This window comes from Sphingopyxis granuli NBRC 100800 (genome assembly GCF_001591045.1).
Lineage (GTDB): Bacteria > Pseudomonadota > Alphaproteobacteria > Sphingomonadales > Sphingomonadaceae > Sphingopyxis > Sphingopyxis granuli.
Genome location: NZ_BCUA01000033.1, coordinates 22,155 through 40,149, shown reverse-complemented (window position 1 = coordinate 40,149; position 17,995 = coordinate 22,155). Strand labels below are relative to the sequence as shown.

General features: G+C 60.8%; 17 protein-coding genes. 2 read left to right on the top strand and 15 right to left on the bottom strand.

Annotated elements, in window-relative coordinates:
• Positions 1-487: 487 nt before the first annotated feature.
• The 4 genes from SGR02S_RS09740 to SGR02S_RS09730 form a co-directional block, all read right to left on the bottom strand.
• Positions 488-1,024 (bottom strand): hypothetical protein, encoded by a 537-nt coding sequence (locus tag SGR02S_RS09740; RefSeq protein ID WP_067108602.1) that lies wholly within the window; start codon positions 1,022-1,024, stop codon positions 488-490.
• A 44-nt stretch (positions 1,025-1,068) separates the two neighbouring features.
• Positions 1,069-1,215: a putative nucleotide-diphospho-sugar transferase gene (locus SGR02S_RS20060; RefSeq protein ID WP_156483040.1), complete on the bottom strand. Its 147-nt coding sequence runs from the start codon at positions 1,213-1,215 to the stop codon at positions 1,069-1,071.
• The gene (locus SGR02S_RS09735; RefSeq protein ID WP_156483039.1) at positions 1,212-1,400 is read right to left on the bottom strand and encodes a hypothetical protein; all 189 of its coding nucleotides are present in this window, start codon (positions 1,398-1,400) and stop codon (positions 1,212-1,214) included. The genes SGR02S_RS20060 and SGR02S_RS09735 overlap by 4 nt, the downstream gene beginning before the upstream one ends.
• Before the next feature lie 112 nt (positions 1,401-1,512).
• Entirely contained in the window at positions 1,513-2,946 is a 1,434-nt protein-coding gene (locus tag SGR02S_RS09730) for a hypothetical protein (RefSeq protein ID WP_218000129.1), read from the bottom strand.
• A gap of 314 nt (positions 2,947-3,260) precedes the next feature.
• On the opposite strand from SGR02S_RS09730, the gene SGR02S_RS09725 reads away from it, so the two are divergent.
• On the top strand, positions 3,261-3,452 hold the full coding sequence (locus SGR02S_RS09725) for a hypothetical protein (protein ID WP_067108593.1): 192 nt from the start codon (positions 3,261-3,263) through the stop codon (positions 3,450-3,452).
• A 76-nt stretch (positions 3,453-3,528) separates the two neighbouring features.
• On the top strand, positions 3,529-4,707 hold the full coding sequence (locus SGR02S_RS19595; protein WP_082797078.1) for a hybrid nucleoside-diphosphate sugar epimerase/sugar transferase: 1,179 nt from the start codon (positions 3,529-3,531) through the stop codon (positions 4,705-4,707).
• A gap of 18 nt (positions 4,708-4,725) precedes the next feature.
• Here SGR02S_RS19595 and SGR02S_RS09715 read toward each other — a convergent pair whose 3' ends face one another.
• From SGR02S_RS09715 to SGR02S_RS09665, 11 genes are all read right to left on the bottom strand, one after another.
• The gene (locus SGR02S_RS09715; protein WP_067108591.1) at positions 4,726-5,901 is read right to left on the bottom strand and encodes a glycosyltransferase family 4 protein; all 1,176 of its coding nucleotides are present in this window, start codon (positions 5,899-5,901) and stop codon (positions 4,726-4,728) included.
• The gene (locus SGR02S_RS09710; protein WP_218000128.1) at positions 5,898-7,391 is read right to left on the bottom strand and encodes a heparinase II/III family protein; all 1,494 of its coding nucleotides are present in this window, start codon (positions 7,389-7,391) and stop codon (positions 5,898-5,900) included. Before SGR02S_RS09710 ends, SGR02S_RS09715 begins: the two co-directional genes overlap by 4 nt.
• A 207-nt stretch (positions 7,392-7,598) precedes the next feature.
• Complete coding sequence (locus SGR02S_RS09705) at positions 7,599-9,734, bottom strand: bi-domain-containing oxidoreductase (protein WP_067108588.1); 2,136 nt, start codon at positions 9,732-9,734, stop codon at positions 7,599-7,601.
• Between the two features lie 44 nt (positions 9,735-9,778).
• Entirely contained in the window at positions 9,779-10,621 is an 843-nt protein-coding gene (locus SGR02S_RS09700; RefSeq protein ID WP_255211440.1) for an AglZ/HisF2 family acetamidino modification protein, read from the bottom strand.
• Complete coding sequence (gene hisH / locus SGR02S_RS09695; protein ID WP_067108584.1) at positions 10,519-11,136, bottom strand: imidazole glycerol phosphate synthase subunit HisH; 618 nt, start codon at positions 11,134-11,136, stop codon at positions 10,519-10,521. Before hisH ends, SGR02S_RS09700 begins: the two co-directional genes overlap by 103 nt.
• A gap of 9 nt (positions 11,137-11,145) precedes the next feature.
• On the bottom strand, positions 11,146-12,285 hold the full coding sequence (locus SGR02S_RS09690; protein WP_082797077.1) for an N-acetyl sugar amidotransferase: 1,140 nt from the start codon (positions 12,283-12,285) through the stop codon (positions 11,146-11,148).
• Positions 12,286-12,315: 30 nt separating this feature from the next.
• The gene (locus SGR02S_RS09685) at positions 12,316-13,641 is read right to left on the bottom strand and encodes an O-antigen ligase family protein (protein WP_067108576.1); all 1,326 of its coding nucleotides are present in this window, start codon (positions 13,639-13,641) and stop codon (positions 12,316-12,318) included.
• A gap of 116 nt (positions 13,642-13,757) precedes the next feature.
• Positions 13,758-15,254 (bottom strand): lipopolysaccharide biosynthesis protein, encoded by a 1,497-nt coding sequence (locus SGR02S_RS09680; RefSeq protein WP_067108575.1) that lies wholly within the window; start codon positions 15,252-15,254, stop codon positions 13,758-13,760.
• The gene (locus SGR02S_RS09675) at positions 15,247-15,759 is read right to left on the bottom strand and encodes an acyltransferase (protein WP_067108572.1); all 513 of its coding nucleotides are present in this window, start codon (positions 15,757-15,759) and stop codon (positions 15,247-15,249) included. Before SGR02S_RS09675 ends, SGR02S_RS09680 begins: the two co-directional genes overlap by 8 nt.
• 10 nt (positions 15,760-15,769) lie before the next feature.
• Positions 15,770-16,966 (bottom strand): glycosyltransferase family 2 protein, encoded by a 1,197-nt coding sequence (locus SGR02S_RS09670; RefSeq protein ID WP_169799667.1) that lies wholly within the window; start codon positions 16,964-16,966, stop codon positions 15,770-15,772.
• Positions 16,956-17,969: a polysaccharide biosynthesis protein gene (locus SGR02S_RS09665; protein ID WP_067108565.1), complete on the bottom strand. Its 1,014-nt coding sequence runs from the start codon at positions 17,967-17,969 to the stop codon at positions 16,956-16,958. Before SGR02S_RS09665 ends, SGR02S_RS09670 begins: the two co-directional genes overlap by 11 nt.
• Positions 17,970-17,995: the final 26 nt, after the last annotated feature.

Here is a 17,995-nt window from a genome sequence, read left to right as displayed (position 1 = left end):
CTCGAACATCTTCGCTTGCATCGCGGCGCGCGCCGCGGCGCGGTCGGCGGCATCGCCGCGACCAGCCCAGCGAATCGCGCATCAACGCAGTCGCCGCGACGATCGCGTTGTCGGCTAGCGCGACGAGGCTCTGCACCGCGCCGTCGGCGGCGGCGCGCAGCCACGCCGAACGACGCAGTCGTTGCGAATGTCGCGCGCAAGAAACAACAGGTCGTGCGCCGGCAGGCCATTGGCGAAGGACAGGATCGTCTGTCCATCCCCCCGCTTCGATTGCGCGCGCCGTCACGCCGGAGTGGGTCATAGGCGACGCCGCTCATACACTTTTCTCGCCCAGCCATTCGTCGGCCATCGGCCATATGCGCCGCACGGCGTTGGCGCCGGCGATCAGGCTGACATGCTCGCCTTTCAATTCCACTCGATGCTTCTCCTTCGAACCCAACGTTCCGATCAACGGCGCCGCCGCCGCCGAGGGGACGATATGATCGTGCTACGCCATGATGTGCAGATAGGGTATGCGGAACGCACCGAAATCGACGGACCGTCCCGCGAGCGTCATCGCGCCGGCCATCAGCGCATTGTCCCACAACAGCATCTTGGTCATCTCGCGGCAATATTCGCCGGGCAGCGGCAGCGCGTCCGCGCCCCAGCGTTCGAACATCCAGTGCGCCTTGACGAATTCGTCGTCCCACAGATCGTCATAGAGGAGAATGATGCCGGCGATGCGCTGCGCCGGACGCAGCATCTCGAAACTCGCCATCACGAAATCGCTCGGCACATTGCCGACCGCGTCGACCAGCTGGTCGACGTCGAAGACGCGGCGGTCGGACATGGCTTGGAAATGCGTCATCTGGTGGAAATCGACCGGCGTGGTGAAGGCGATCAGATGGGCGGGGCCAGCGTCGCCCGCCGTCGCCGTCCACATCAGCGACAACAGCCCGCCTGCGCAATAACCGATGACGCTGAGGTCGTTCTCGCCCGTCACGGCACGCACGCGCGCCGCCGCGCTGGGCAGGAGGTCGAGCAAATAGTTGCCAGGCCCGTCGACTTCTCTTCCGGCCGAGGTTCATCTCAGTCGACCATGAATACGTCATACCCGGCCTTAAGCAGATATTCGGCGCCCTTGATTTTCCGCAGCATCAGGCGCTCGAACTCGCGACGCATGCGCGCATATTGTCCGTCGTCGCCTGTTCCCTGCTCCGCCGCGGCGGCCGTCACTTCGCCCTGCCCGGCTTGGCTCCTGCCTTTACCGCGCCTTTCGCGGGCGGCTTGCGCGTCCGCGCGGGGCCCGGCGCGGCGGCGGGCCTGCCTTCGGCCGCGAGTCGCGTCTCGATCCGCGCCACGGCGACTTCGATCGCGCTGATGCGCATGCCCAGATTCTCAATGTTCGCCTTGCTAGGCATCTGGTCAAACCGCCAATCACCGCCCATCGCCAGCCCCCGTAAAGCTGACTCCTCAAAAATTATCTATCCACAAAAAGCAAATCCCTAAAATTACAAATCTGCTAAAGTAGCTCTAAGGAAAATCATGAGTTAGACCTGAAACGCTATCATCTATATCTACTAGAACCTCCAGTTTTTTCTCAACAGGGCGGCCATCATAGCTTACCTTGATTGGAAGGAGCCTTTGTTCTGCATTAAAATTAGCACGGCGCGCCCTAATGTAAAGAAGCTTTGTGGGATCCTCCGAGGCAAAAAGCGACATAGTTAGATTAACATTGACATCTTCAATTTCAATTGAAGCAATCCCATACGTCCCTAGCGCTCCTGGAAGGAGTAAACAGAGAGAAAAGCCATCATCGATTACATGTGAAATTCGGTATCGCCTCGTCCCTTGGTCGTCAACCACATTATACTGTAGTCCAATCAGCGTCGCTTTCGGCTTGCCGGTCGCGTCATGTATGCGGACGTTGCGTACTTCACCAACAGAAAAAGGGAAAGCGATCGGCCGTGGCGTACCGCTGCTCATCGAAATAGGGGTGGAAGGCAGGTCGTGCGCGCGCCCCGAATAGGTGATGTCAATATTGGCGATCAGGCCATCACCGTGCTGGTGGTTGACATCGACCGAACCGCTAAAGCGCGACGAAACTGATCGGAATATCTTCAGATCGCGCGTCACGCCACCCCCGCCCGGAGCGAAAATCTTCACCGCACGCCCGGCCGCTTCTCGGATGGTTCCGCGGCGGATGATTGGCCGCGTTCCATCGGCCTCTGCCGCCTGGAATACCAGAACACCGTCCATATCGAAGCGCTCGACCGAGAATGGCGGATCATCGCTGTCGACCCTTGAAACCGCAAAGTCCTCGATGAGGACATGGCGCGCACTGCTCGTCGAGTGCAGATCGCCGATCACGCCGATGCCCAGCGATCCTTTCGACCCCACGACCCCCGAACGCGCCGCCCGCGACACATCGCTGACCGACACACCGCTAAGGCACAAACGGTCGAAGCCGCCCATGAAGAGCATTCCTGATGCACCATAGGAATTCGCAGGCCTTCCATCGACCGGGCTGTTGCCAAGGACTATACGAGCGTTTTTGCACGCCAGTCCGCTGACCAGAAAATCGCGGCGCCGATCCCCCGAAACAGGCTCAAACCTGACAAAAAGCGGCATTGCTACCCGGTTCGCCCCATCGATCGTCAGGCCACCATCGATACGAAACGGTGTATCGCCCTCTGAATAGATGCACAGGGCCCAATGCGCCTGTTCGCCGCCATATCGGATCAGGCGCGACCGGTCAGTCGTTAGATGATAGGACAGCCCCGGCAGGCAAATCATCATAATCGGCGCGGCGATAATAAAATCCCGGTCGATGACCAACGTGCCGCCGACGCCCTGCCAGCGCTCCACCGCTGTGGACAAATCCGGAAATTCGGATGCCGTCAGCAATGCTCTTCCATTAACTGCTACTTGGCCGCAAGCACCGACCGGAAGGGCCGCAGCGCCCATACCGACAATGACTGAACGCCGGTTCCAAGTCAAACACGTCTCCCTGTGAGGTTTGGACGTCATGCGATGCCGATAGGCAGCCGAATCCTAACCCATGATGAACAATAGTCCCATAATCGATTAAGCTCACATCCATTCATGCAGCGACAGAACGATCGGCATGGATTAAGTTTTCCATCATATTCTGCCAAGAGCCGTCGCAGATTTAGAAACGGGTTCGTCAAAACAACGCTTTGACGAAAGCGAAATGTCACTGGCGCGTCTCGTCAGTACCCTTGTGAAAGGTGACGAAGCCGCGAAACAACGGATAATTGATGGCGATCAAGGAATATGGCGACTGGCGGGGCGTGCCTACCAGCCTTTTGCGGCTTCTAGTAAATCGCACACGTGACCAGCGCCGTCTGATCGCCACCGCGATGGAAGGCTTGTTGTGCATCATCGCAGTCTGGATTGCCTATTCTCTTCGGCTGGGCACCATCGCCGCCGAAAATCGGCCGGTTGCGTGACACCGGCATCTCCGCGCGAACTTCATTCTGCATTCGCAAGCATTGACCCGTTCGAGCCGAAAGATATAGGCGCGCAATGACCAAGCAGTTTGTGGTGGGCGTTACTGGCGCGTCAGGAAAAATCGGCAGGGCGCTGATACCCCGGCTACGTCAGTCGGGTTACCGGACGATTGCCTTCTCACGAAGCGTCGCGCCGAACGAAGGCGGTCCGGACAGGTTGGACTATAGCGACCTTGAGGCGAAATTTTCGCGATGCGATGTCGTCCTTCACTTGGCTGCGCTCAACAATGACGCGGAAACCAAGGATATCGAGGCGTTCAGAAAGGCTAACGTCTATTTCGCTGTTCACCTCGCCTCCACCGCCTTGCGATGCAGGGTAAAGAAATTTGTCAATCTCTCGACGGTCCACGCTCTCGATACGGCGCGCACCGACCCCTATAGCGTGAGCAAGCGCGAGGCCGTCGCGGCGCTTAACACTATCGAAGGCCTTCCCCTTTCCAACATCTATGCCGCCCGGATTTATGGACTGGATGGGCGACCATCGGGCCTGGCCAGTCTTTTCTGGCAAATGGCGCCGGCATTGCAACCCTGTTCCGCCTTCGACCGGCTGGTGGAGGCTGTGGAGTTCGAAATCGAAGCAGACGGCGTGTCGGATCAGATATTGTCCGAACCCGCTCGTGACAAACTGCTCTATCGCTGGGCGAAGCGCGCTATCGACATCGGCTTTGCGCTTGTCGTACTGCTGTTCTTTTGGTGGCTGCTGGGTTTGATCTGGCTTGCGATCAAGCTCTCCTCGCCCGGTCCCGGAATCTTTGCCCAAACCCGCGTCGGCCGGGATGCCATTCCCTTCACTTGCTACAAGTTCCGGACAATGGCGGCCGGCACCAAATCGGTCGCAACGCACGAGGTCGCCGCCGCGAGCGTAACCCCCCTCGGCAAATTCCTCCGGGCCTCCAAACTCGACGAACTGCCGCAGGTGGTCAATCTTCTGACCGGCGAAATGACCCTGATCGGTCCCCGTCCCTGCTTGCCGCAACAGGAAGAACTGATCCGCGAGCGGTCGAACCGCAGCGTCTATGCCATCGCGCCGGGGATCAGCGGATTGGCGCAGGTGAACGGGATCGACATGTCGCATCCGGTGCGACTGGCACAGCAGGATGCCATCTATCTGGAGACCCAGTCGCTGATCGGCGACATAAAGCTGTTGCTCCGCACCCTGACCGGCGGCGGCAGCGGCGACAAGGTACGTGCCTGACCGCGAGCTTTGAACGGCTCAGGTCCCGAACGACAATATATCAGTCGCCATCCGCCTCATGATAGCACTGCGTCCGAAGCGTTCGACGAAACTCGCGCGATCATAAACGGCCGGACCGGCAAGGCAGCGGCGGACTGCGTCGGCCATCGCATCGGCGTCGCACGGCGGGAAAACCGACGCCCCGGCGATATTGTCGGCAATGAACCGCGCACCATAGCCGGAGATTCCCGCAAGAACCGGCTTTCCGGTCGCGGCGTATTCGAAAACCTTCGACGGGATGACCTTTTCAAAAGCCGGGTAATCATTGAGGTGAAGGAACAGAATATCGGCCGCCTCATAATATTCCGCCAACTGCGATCGCGGCACCGGATCCACGAGTTGGACGTTGGAAACCGCCGCCTCGCGCAAGGCCGCTTCGAGCTCCCGTCGCCGCCCGCCTGCACCGACGATGGTGAAGCTCGCTTCTCCTTTCAGCTCCCTGGCGGCGGCGGGAAGGATTTTATGGAGCCCCTGCCCTTCGCCGATATTACCCGCGAAGACGATATTCGCTATCCGCCCGGCTTGTCTTTCGACCGGCGCCAGAGGCAGCATCCATTCCGGGTCGATACCGTTGGTAAAGGTCCGGAATTGCTGGTCGGGTGCCATCGCCCTGAACAGATCCAGAAAGCCTGGTGAAACCAGATTTACCGCGTCGGCGCGGCGTATCGTCGTCCGTTCCATCGCGGAGATCAACGGCAAGGCAAACCGGCCCGCGCCGTTCCCGAATATGTCGCCGATGGTATCGGAGAATATATCCCGGATATCGAGATACAGCTTGGCCCGATACCGTGTCGCCACCAACCCGGCGAGCGAGGCGGTGAACAGCCGCGACGACGTGCCGATGACCAAGTCGGGCCGGCTCTCCCGTGCCAGCTTCAAAGCGCGCCACGAAAAATGCGCGAACGCCTTGGCCTGATCGACCATTCCGCTCTCGTGCGCGGGAAGCCGGACGCGTTTGATCGTCACCGGCCCGTGCGTTTCACTGTCGGGCGCCTCGACCGATGCCTGCTTGTATCGATTGGGGCTCGTCGTGATGACGGTGATCCGGTCTGCCGGCTTTATCTGCGCCTTCAAGGCATCGACCAGTGCCGCAGCACGGAAGGATCCGGCGCTGAGGTCGGGCGGGTAATAGAAAGTCAGGAAGGTGATGTTCATGCAGCGGGCCAGCCTATGCGAGTGCGATGGTCGGGAATGCTGGCGCTGTCATAGCTGATGACGATCATCTCGGTCGGCTCGATGATACCGAAACGGGGATGATGCGTATCGGCCTCGATCCGGACCGCTCCCTCCGAAAGGCTGGACAGCTCAGCGAGCGTGCGGCCGCTAGCGCCACAACGAATTTCAACGAGCGACGCCTCCTGTGCGTGAGCGGTCAAACCGCTACCGAGATGGAAACGGATATCGGCGCGATGCGACCGTGCGCTCGAAATGCGATCGGCAATTTCCAGATGATCCTCGGCAAGCGACCAGATGCGTTTGTGGACCGGCCGGCCCGCGAGATGGCGATAGCCGTCATGCTCCCCCGCGAGGCGCACGATTTCGCCGACATCCAGCGTGACATCGCGCGGATAGGCGCGGCGGCCGACACGAAAGCTCGACCAGATTTCGGACGAGTTTTCATCGTCGAGAACCAGCGTCGAGTGCGCGGCCGTGCCGCGCTGTCGCAGCCGCTCCGCGCCCGGCTCGTACAACGATGTTCCGCCATTGACGATGATCCGGCGCCCGGCGCGCGACAGTTCGAAACCGAGGGTGTCGGCATGGGCATGGCCGGGCAGATAATCGGGTCCGGCACGCGCGACATCGGCAATGACCGTCGCGCCGCCGCGCTCCAGCCGCGCATAGCCCGACGATGCCAATAGCCGCGACCCGGTCTGACCGCCGCCGACATGGCGCCCGAGCCGCCCGGCATAGGCCGTAAGTTCGCCAAGGGTGGGCGCAATGTCGAAAGCGGCGTCGTTGAAAAAGGCGATTTCTCCGTCGGGATGGCTCATCGTGCGCGCCCATTCGAACATGGCCGGAAGTCTCGCGTCGATCTCCCCGGCGATATCCGCGACGTCGTCCGCGCGTCCGGCCCGTTTCGCGCTCTCGACGATGTTCACGATATCGAGCGCATCCTCGAGAAACAGGAGGTGGTACATAGGGCTAAGCTCGAAATGACCGCCGTCGGGCAGACATTGTTCTGGCAGCTCGCGCCGGAGAATCGCACTTGCCGTCCGCCGCCACGTTGCCGCCTCGTCACCTTCGAACATGAGTCCCGCGAACAGCAGCGCCTTGGCATTAGCGAACAGGTGATTGCCCAGAATATGCCATTCGATCCGGCCCGCCAGCCAGCGCGTTTGCAGCGCGAGGCTCGCCATCGCCTCCTCGTCGAGCATGGCTTCACGCAGATGCCATTTGATCCAGTTCACGATGCGAAGCGAGGTAGGATAGGGCTCCCACCCCGTGCCCATCGTCGGCGGATTGCCCGCTAGCCAGCGTCCGACGAGCGCCCGGTGCCACGCGGTCCGTTCGCCGGCGCCGGCGGCATTGAGGTCATCGAAATAGTGGAGGTTGTAGCGCCACAATTTGCTGAAACCGGCCGGATCCCAATCGGACCCGATCGGGCCGTCCTTGTTCAGGAAATTCGCGCGGTCGGCCGCAACCATCGACGGCAGACGCGCTGCGGGCGAGGCAAAATCTGCAGGGGAGACAGCGAGCGACGGCAATCTGTCGGCACGCAGGCCCGGATGCGGCAGACGCTGGCGCAGGCGGTGCCACACCTGTGTCGCTCGAAGATGACGAACGGTCCGGAATAGCCGACCAATATTCATTGGGAAACTCCCCGGCCGATGCGCCGCCGCGTCCATCGGCACCTATTGCTGGGCACGAATCTTTTCGACAGCAAGGATCGAGGCTTCCGCGACTTCGAACAGCTGATCGGCGGGAATCGGCCCCTCGCGCCCGTCCGCAACCGCGTCGAGAAACGCCTTGGCGCACGCCACCTGTCCCTTGTCCTGGCGCCACAGCTTTTCCTTGCGGAAGCCGGGCCAGTTGAAACCGCGCAGCGCGACGAAATTATCGAGCTGAAGGGTCCGCCCGCCAGCGAAAACCTCGATCCGCTCCTTGGGGAAGCTGTTACCGCCATTCGCGAGATAGTGGACCGTGCCGAACGAGCCATCGGCAAATCCCAACGTGATGACCGCCTTGTCCTCCGTCAGCGGCTGAGCGGTGTTCGCTCCCATGCTTCGCGCCTCGACTGAAACGATCGGCGACCCGGCCAGAAAGCGCATCAAGTCGATATGGTGGCAGGCTTCGCCGACAATGCGGCCACCCCCCAGTTGCGGATCCTGCGTCCAGTGGCTTGCCGGAATCGCTCCGGCGTTCATGACCATGACGAACGCCTTGGGCTCCGCCACCTGACCGACGAGCGATTTCATTCTCGAAACCAGCGGAGCGAAGCGGCGATTGAAGCCGACCATTAACGTCGTATTCGCCGCATCGTGCGCGGCCCTGACGTCGGCCAGTTCCTCACGCGTAAGACACAGCGGCTTCTCGACGAAAACATTCTTCCCCGCCTTGAGCGCCGACCCCGCGAGGTCCGCGTGGCTGTCGTGCCGCGTCGCGATGACGACCGTGTTGATCGTCGGATCGGCAAGCAATTCGGCGGTGTCCGACGCCGCGCGCCGGAAGCCGGCGTTCTTGCCATGCAGGACGCCGCTTGTGCCGCCGGCCGACGCTATGCTGTCGAGATTGGCCCCCGCCTTTGCGAAAGCGGGGATCAGGACACGCGAAGCATAGTTTCCGGCACCGATGAAACCCAGCACTGGGGCCGCGGGAGAAGATGCGCTTCGTTCACCATCCGCAATCAGATCGACGATGCTGCTATGCCGCGACTCGATGGCATGCGGATAGTCAAGCAGGATGCCGAGCGCCCCCTTGTCGCTGGTGAGCAGCGCATAGGCATCAGGGGCTTCGGCAAAGGCAACGCGGTGCGACACCAATCCATCGATCGACAGATGCCCGGACGCGAGCAGATCGAGAACGGCGGCGAAGTTCCGCTGCTCGGTCCAGCGGACGAAGCCCAGCGGGTAGTCGTTGCCGCGTTCCTCATAGGCGGGATCGTAACGGCCCGGTCCATAGGAGCAGCTGACCTGGAAGGTCAGTTCCTTCTCATAGAAATCGGCGCGATTGAGCGCGAGCCCGGTCACGCCGACCAATATGATACGCCCCCGCTTGCGGCTCATCTGCGCCGCCTGGGTTACCGGATTGTTCGATTTGGTCGAAGCGGTGATGATGACGGCATCGACGCCCTGCCCGCGGCTGAAAGCCATACCTGCGGCAACGGGGTCCTCGCCCGCTCCGGGGTTGCAGGTCTCTGCCCCGAAAGCCCGCGCGATCGCCAGCTTTTCCGCGTCGAAATCGATCGCGAGCACGCGGCAGCCCTGCGCGCGCAGCAGCTGGACGGTCAGCAAGCCGATTAGGCCGACACCCGTGACCACCACTGTCTCGCCGAGCGTCGGCTGTGCCAGACGGATACCCTGCAAGCCGATGCTGGCGACGACGGTGAAGCTTGCCGCTTCATCGCTTACACTGTCGGGAATGCGCGCGCACAGATTCTGCGGCACGCTGACGACGTCGGCGTGCGGTCCGTTCGAAACAACCCGGTCGCCGACCGCAAAACCCTCGACGCCCGCCCCGACTGCGCGCACGACGCCGACATTGCTGTACCCCAGCGGAATCGGCTTCCCCAGCTTGGAACGGACCGCGTCGATCGTGGTCAGCAACCCATCAGTTTTCACCTTGGCGAGCACCTGTGCGACCTTTTCCGGCTGCGCCCGGGCCTTTGCGATCATCCCCGCCTTGCCAAAATCGACCAGCATGCGTTCGGTGCCGGTCGAAATCAGCGACTTGGTCGTATCGATCAAAAGCTGACCCCGCCGCACCTGCGGTGCCGGTGCGGTGACGAGGATGGTTTCGCCGCTGCCAAGATCCTGAAGGATTTGCTGCATAACTAGAATCTGCCTCGAAAAATTACCGGATGCATGCGTCGCCGCTACGGGCGCGCGTAGGAAATCAGGACCGCGCGGTACACGCCGTTAAACACGAACAGGCTGCCCGCCGCGGCGCCGCAGGTGCCGATCGCGTCGATCAGCTCGCGCATGTGATCGACGCTGCCGGCGCCGCCCAGCATGGTGGTCGGAATATCGACCGCAGCACGAACCGACCGTGCGAGCTCAAGGTCATAGCCCTGCATCATACCGTCGCGGTCGATATGGTTGATCACGATTTCGCCCGCGCCCTGATCTTCGATCATCGGGACAAAATCGGCGAGCTTCACTTTCGCCGCCCGCTTGCCATTGTGGGTAAAGACGCCAAGGCGCCCCAACAGGCCGCCTTTCTTCACATCGACCGTCACGACCACGCTCTGTCGGCCGACCGCATCCGCCAGCTCGCGGATCAGCGCCGGCCGTTCCACCGCCGCGGCGCTGACGGAGACCTTTTCGAACCCCAGCTTGATCAGCTTGACCGCATCGGCGGCACTGCGGACGCCACCGCCATAGCAAAGCGGCATCCGGCTCTCGACCGCAATGCTCCGCAGATGATCGAAATCAGGGCCGCGCCCCTGAACGGTCGCGTCGATGTCATAGATCGAGAGTTCATCGACCTGCTTTTCATTATAGATTTTGACGGCGTTGATCGGATCGCCGACATATTTGGGGTCGCCAAACTGCCGCGTCTTCACCAGGCCGCTGTCCTGCATCAACAGGCAGGGAATGATCCGCGACCGCAACATCAGGCGGCGTCCGCGAAATTCACGAAGACCTGCGTCCCGTTCGCATGGCTCTTTTCGGGGTGGAACTGCATGCCAAAGACATTCTCGCGCTCGACCGCACACGGCAGGTCGTCGCCGTAGGAAACGCGCGCCTTTACATGAGCGGGGTCGGCAGCGTCGAAATAATAGCTGTGCAGGAAATAAAAGCCGCGATCGGCATCGATCCCGTCGAACAGCGCCGCACCGGGCGTAATTGCAACGCTGTTCCAACCCATATGCGGCAGCTTGGGTTTGGAATTGAGCCGCCGGGCATCGATCTTGCGGACGCAGCCCGGAATCCAGCCAAGGCCCGGCAGGCTGCCCTCATCGCTTCCTTCCGCGAGCAGGTGCATTCCCACGCAGATGCCGAGCGCCTTCTTGCCTTTCCCCAGCACCTCTTCGCTCAGCGCATCAACGATGCCCGAACGCTGCAACGTTTCCATCGTCGGATCAAAAGCGCCGACGCCCGGAAGGATGAAGCGATCAGCTTCGGCCAGTTCCTTCGGGTCGCCCGTCAGCATGTGCGGAATTTTTCGCTGGCGCAGGATGTTCATGATGGCCCCGACGTTGCCGGAACCATAGTCGATAATCGCGATCATGCCTGCCCTTTAGCGCTTCGTGGCCTTTTCCGCACCAATTGCTTTCAGCACCTTGGCGCCCAGATCGAACATCCATTCCTGGTTCTTATAATCGCGATAGCTCTTTTTGGGCATCTCGTGATAGCGGCGGAGTTCGTCCACGCCGATACGCAATTTGCTCGCGATAAACTCGAAATCATCGTCGATCGTCGCGGGGTCATAGGCTGGCGCTTCCAGCTTCGCGACCGCCTCCTCGCGCGGCATTTGCCCCGTCAGGATCAGGGACGAAAACTGGACCCGGCGCGTGTCGTAGCCGAAGCGGGTCGGCAGCCAATAGCCCTCGAAAAATTTGGTGAAGCGGCTCTCGAAATGCTTCTGCGGATAGGCTTTCCAACCATATTCATTGCTCAACGTCTCAATCGCCAGTGCCTTTGTATAGGGCAGCAGATCGAGCGGTTTGAAGACCCGCACTCCGCGCACATAACGCAGATAGAATTTGTGAAACAGGATGGAACTCATCGGATAGGTTTTCAGCGGCCGCGTCCCGAACTGGCGATGGATGTCGCGAAGCTGGGGCATGTCCGTGCCGTAATAGAGCCATTCCTTCGGGTTGCGGACGCATTCGGTCGAGATGTTCCCACCGTTGAGGATCCACTTGATGCCATGCTCGTTCGCGAAATGGTACAGCGTCGCGATAAAAGCATGGTCCTGCGGAATATCGAGGTGCGAGACGCCGGATTTGAAAAATGCGAGCTGGAAATCGCGCATTTCTTCCCAGTTGATCACCTCGGTGTAGAGATCGAGCCCGAGCCCGCCGACGAGATTCTGGATATTGCTGACCGCGATATCGCTGTTCCATCCGCCGTCGACGTGAAAGACCAACGGACGAAGCCCGAACTCCTTCACCATCAGGTGCAACATATACGAGCTGTCGAGACCGCCCGACATGCCGAGAATGGAATCGAACTGCTTGCCCTTGCCACTTTCCTTGATCCGCGCGACAGTCCGCTCGACCTCCGCGCGGCCGCGCCCGTCGGGGTGCCAATGCGGCACGACGTCATTGTCGAAGGCGTGGCAATGGTCGCACACGCCGCTTTCGTCGAACAGGATCTGTTCGTCGCTGGTGTCCATCACGCAGCGCGAGCAAATCTGATAGGGGCGAGCCGTCATAAATCCACCTTGGAACCGAGTAAGGAAGCGTCAGGACGCCGGGCTGCGAACCGCACGGGGCGGAGAGCCTCTCCTGACCGGCTGGCCGCGATAGCTTGGGCCAGCATCGCGTCGGCGCTGAATATGTGCCATGCTCATGCTCAGCGCTACCATGCCCCATATTTCGGGCGATTGCCCGATCGAGCCTGAAGTCATCGACAGCGCAAGCAGCGCCGCAGCCGCGAGGGACACCGAATAACCATAGGGTCCGAACCGGCCCGTCACGCCGTTCCAAATGCCCTTCAGAATGATGAACAGGCACAGGAGATAGACACCCCCGCCGATCACGCCGAGCGCCATGAAGGATTCGAGGAACACATTGTGCGCCAACGCCGTGCCGTTCATCGTGATATAGCTGTACCCGATGACCGGGGACTTCGTAAAATCGTCCCAGGCCGCTGCGGCGATATAGTCGCGTTCCTCGATGATACGCGACCCGCTGCCGTCGAACATCGTCCGGAAGCGGTCGAATGCGGCGATGGTAAGGTCGCTGAAAAGCGCGACCATGACGCCGCCAGCCATCATGAGACCCAGATAGATCCAGACGCGCGGTCGTATCTTGAACTGGCCGGGCCTGCCCGAACTGCCCTTCAGCGCCGATGCCGCGACGAATATGAGCCCGAAGACAAAGGCGACGACCGGGCCGCGTGAACCGCCCAACAGCATATTCGCAAGCCCGACGGCGAAAACGACCAGATGGACCCCCTGCGACAGCGGCGACATGGTAGAGAAAGCAGCGAACCGGCCGACGACGAATAGCAGGAGCACCGATCCCATCAGGCTGATCGTGATGGGATTCAGAACCGATGTGGCATCATCCTGCCCGCTGACCTGATAGCGATAGGCCAGCGTGTTCTCGGCTGCCAGGTTGCCTGCCGAAAGAACATAATAGAACAACGCGATATTGGTTAGCACAAGCGTCCAGAACATCCATTTGTGCAGGGTTTCCATATCCTCCGGTTCGAACGAGAAGGCGATCGAAAGCACCGGCAACACCGTCAGCCCAAAGAAATACAGAAGAATATAGCTGGCGCTGCTGAGCGGAGGGACGATATCCAGCCCGATGACGTCGTAAAGAAGTCGAACGCCAAAAATTCCGAACAGGGCAAATAGCGGAATCAAGGTCGGGACAATCGAATTACGCTTGGCAATGGAAAACGCCATCGCCAGCCCAAAGACGGCCGTGACCAGTCCCTTGATGCCATAATTGAACAGGCTCAGCGCGCTCAGCGGTACCTTCAGCACAAGCAGAAGCACCGTGGTAAGCGGATAGCTGAAAGCCAGGATGGCCACCGAGGGGATATAGAGTTTACGCATTGTCCGACATTTTCTGCGGCGCTTCAGCCGGCCATTCTATCGTGGCGCACTGCTGAGCATCTGCATGGCAGCTACCCGCACGCGACCGCTGGCGCAAGCCCGTTGTCAGCGCCGTTTCATCCATGCCCGCGGCCCAGGTCGGCGAAGCTCCATCTCATTCCGAACAGCAGCGTGACGACGAGCGCGACCCCGGCCAGAACTGCCGCAAGCGACGAACCCAGATACAGGATCATCATGATGCGCGAGGGATCCGATGGCGCCGCGACACGGGCGAATGCAAATGCCAGCGCGACGGCGGTCGCCGCCGGAACGAGGAACAACCGCAAATAGGTCGAAACGACGCCGAGCCCGAGGAAGCGTCCGTCCACGAGCACATGAAAGGCCGTGGAAACCGAAAACTGTATGACGAAGAAAAGGGCTGCGGCTCCCACGGCGCCAAAATGGCTTACCGCCAGCCAATAGCCCGGAATGGAAACACACAGCGAAATCAGCCCCAGCACATTGTTGAACCGGGTATAACCGTTGGCCAGCGCGACGCTGTACGTCAGCGAGGACATCGCCAGCAGCGAATAGGATGCGAGAACCCACGGGACGAAAGGCGCGACGTTCCTTGCAAGGTCTGCATTGCCTGTCCACGCCATCACGACCATCTGTGCATTGACGGCAATCGTCGCCATGACCGGAAAGACGAGAACCGCGACCAGCGTCGTGACCCGAAAATAGAGCGCGCCTGCATCGCCGCCCCTGCCCTCCGAAAACCAGGCGGTCATCCGTGGCTGGATCGCGGCCTGAAACGGCGAGGCAATTGCGATCAGGCCCGTACCCATGGCGATGGCGACGTTGTAATAGGCAAGATACTCTAGATTGAGCAGGCGGCTGAGCACGATACGGTCTAGCTGTGTATTCACGAGCGCAACGATGGCGATGAGGAATATCCCGGCCGCAAATCCGCGAATCCGCCGTATCGCGTCCCAGTCGATCAGCGGGACCGCGGCGGGCCGCCAGGCCGCCATAACGCCGCCGAGCCGCCATCCGGCGACCAGCATCACCACCAGGGTGGCGACCAGCTGCGCGGTGAAGAAAACCGGTAACGTCGGCCACAGGAGAAGCGGCAGGAGCACCAGCCCGTTGCGTGCGGCACCCCAGACGATGTTGAATATATTGGCCTCGACCTGCCGCTCCAGCCCCATCATCGCACTGACGTAAAAGCGGAAAAGAAGCTGCAGCCCCGCTTCCCAGGCGATGATCTTGAGGCACAAGGCGATCAGTTCGCGGTCGACGGTCGTGGCGCTGATGAACTTGATCGCGACTGGTTGGGCAAGCGCAAGGCCCACCCCCCCGCAGACGAGCAGCACGACGACGTAAATCTTCTCCAGCGTACGGAATGTCCGGTATTTTTCGTGGTCCGAAACGTCCCGCCGCGCGATTTCGCGCGTGATCGATGCGGACAGTCCGAGGTCGAGCACCATCAACATGCCCGCAACGATCAGGGTGAAGGCGATGACCGCATAATTTTCGACGCCAAGGACGTGGATATAGAGCGGCAGGAAAATGAAATTGGATATCGTCGACCAGAACCGACCGGCTATGTTCGCAATGATATTCCTATGCATCGCCGCGCCGGCTTTTGATCACCTTGGCCGGGACGCCTGCGGCGATACTATAGGGCGCGATGTCCCGGTTCACATAACTGTTCGCTCCGATGATCGATCCCTTGCCGATCCGGACCCCCTTACCGATGGTGACGTTGGCAGAGATCCAGACGTCGTCCTCGATATGAACCGGCGCCTCGACATTCTCCTGCTGCGCCATCGGGATGTCGGTGCGGGCCGTGCCATGATCGAAAGCCACGATCACCACATTCGGTGCGATCATCACATTTTCACCGATGAAGACCCCCGCTCCCCAACCGCCGATCGATCCGTTCTGGGCGATCGAACTGCCCGCGCCCATCTCCAGGAGGCCGCGCACCCGAACATTGGGCGACAGCGACGCGCCCCGGCTGATCCGGCAGCCGTGGCGGTTATAATAGCGGACGCGAAACTTGCTGAATTCATCGGGCAAAAGCAGGATGAACTCGCGGAATAGCGATTGCAGCGCTAACCCGACCTTTCCCATTGGCCCCTCCCTAACGCCAACGCCGCTGCATTCGGACCGCAACGATCGCCTCGGCGATCGAGGCCGCTTCGATAGCAGCCTTGTCGGGAAAGAAGCGGACGAACATGTTGTTCTTGAACTGCACCGCGCGCTTGGCCGTGATGACCAGCGCATAATAGATCATCTTCGGAATCAGCGTCACGATCCCCTCGCGGGAATTGCCCATCGCAGCGCGTATATCCGTCGCGTACGACCGCTCGAAGATGAAGCAGGCGCTGTAAAGGCACGCGTCCCCCGGGACGCCGAGCGCCGCGCCCGTTCCCGTTCGATCGATCGCAGTGCGGAGCGATTGGGCATAAATGGTCGGCCCCGACCAAAAGAAGGGAATCTGCGGGTGCCATGTCTGCACGGTGTCGGCCGGCAGGTGACGCTGCTCGGCAATCGAGCCGCGATGTTCGCGCATCGTCCCCCGTCCCGCGCCGCTGCTCCGGCTATGCCCGGCAATCACGAGCGGCCGATCGACCCAACGGCATTGCTTGACGAAGCTAGCGATGCCGATCGCATTTGCCATATCGGGGCTCGCGCCGGGAAAACAGCTTCCGGTCCGCGCGGCAACCTCATCGAGAACCGCGCGGCCGACGAACCCCTGATAGACGCAGGGCAAGCCTTCCAGCCCCATGGCGCCGCTTCGCGCTACGACGCGGCGCGCGTCCGCGAGCGGGTCCGCGTTCCTTCGCAGGCCGAAGAGGGGACGTCGGTAAAGCTTGCCGCCGAGACCGCTGATGTTGCGATGGGTGATGTCGGGCCAAGTATAAAGCAGCACCGGCCCCATGACGGCATCCGCGCCCTCCCGCTTGGCCGCCGCCATTTCCTCCAGCGCCTCGTCCAGCATGACGCCGTCGTCGTCGCCCAGCATGCAGACATAGTCGCCCGAACAGCGGCGGACGGCGGCGTCGCAATTGTCGACCACCGAAATCCACTCGCCGACATAGGCGTAGTGAACGCGCGCGTCATCAAGCCCAGCCACATAGGCGAACAGCTGGTCATCGTCCGAATTGTCCTGCAGGACGATTTCGAAATCCTGCCGGTCCGACCGCAGCAATTCATCGACCAGGTTGATCAGATAGGGCTGACGGTTCTTGGTCGGAATGGCGATCGACAACAGGAGCCCGCTATCGGTGGCGGGTGTGGAACCTTCCTTCACGGTGCGGCCTCGATCACTCTTCACCCAGTTCCTGGCGCACATAGGCCAGCGATCGCATGAGCGTCATCGTCTCTTCGACCGACAGTTGCTGCGTGTTGTGCGAGGTATAATCTTCGACCACATTGGCCTCGACATTCCCTTCGCTGATGAAAAGTTCGTAGTTGAGGTCGCGATTGTCAGCGGGGATCCGATAATAGCGGCCCATATCGTCCGCCTTGGCCATCTCTTCGCGCGACACCAGCGTTTCGTAGAGCTTTTCGCCGTGCCGCGTGCCCATGATCTCGATGGGTGCATCGGAATTGAAGAGTGTCTTGAGCGCCGCGCTCAGATTCTCGAGGCTGCAGGCCGGCGCCTTCTGCACGAAGATATCGCCTTGGCCGCCATTCTCGAACGCGTGCAGAACCAGATCGACCGATTCATCGAGCGACATCATGAAACGGGTCATGCGCGTGTCGGTGACGCGCAGCGGCATCCCCGCCTTGATCTTCTCGATGAACAACGGAATTACCGACCCTCGCGATGCCATGACATTGCCGTAGCGGGTCGCGCACATCACGGGTCCGCCCGGCGGCGACGCGAGCGCCCGCGCGATCAGAATCTTCTCCGCCATCGCTTTGGAAATCCCCATCGCGTTGATCGGATAAACCGCCTTGTCAGTGCTCAGCAGCACCAGGCGCTTGACCTTGTTCGCAATCGCCGCGCGCGCGACATTCTCCGTCCCGACGATATTAGTGCGGACGGCTTCCATCGGATAGAATTCGCACGACGGCACCTGCTTCAAGGCGGCGGCATGAAACACATAATCGACGCCGTGCATCGCATTGTTGACCGAATCGAAATCGCGCACGTCGCCCAGCACGAACGACACCTTGCTGCTGCGCAGCTTGATGCGGAGGTCTTCCTGTTTCTTCTCGTCGCGGCTGAAGATCACGATCCGCGCGACGTCGGTCGCAAGGAAGCGGCTCAATACGGTCTTGCCGAACGAGCCCGTTCCGCCGGTGATCATCAACGTCTTATCTTTGAACATGAAAACTCCGTACTCGTACTATCGTC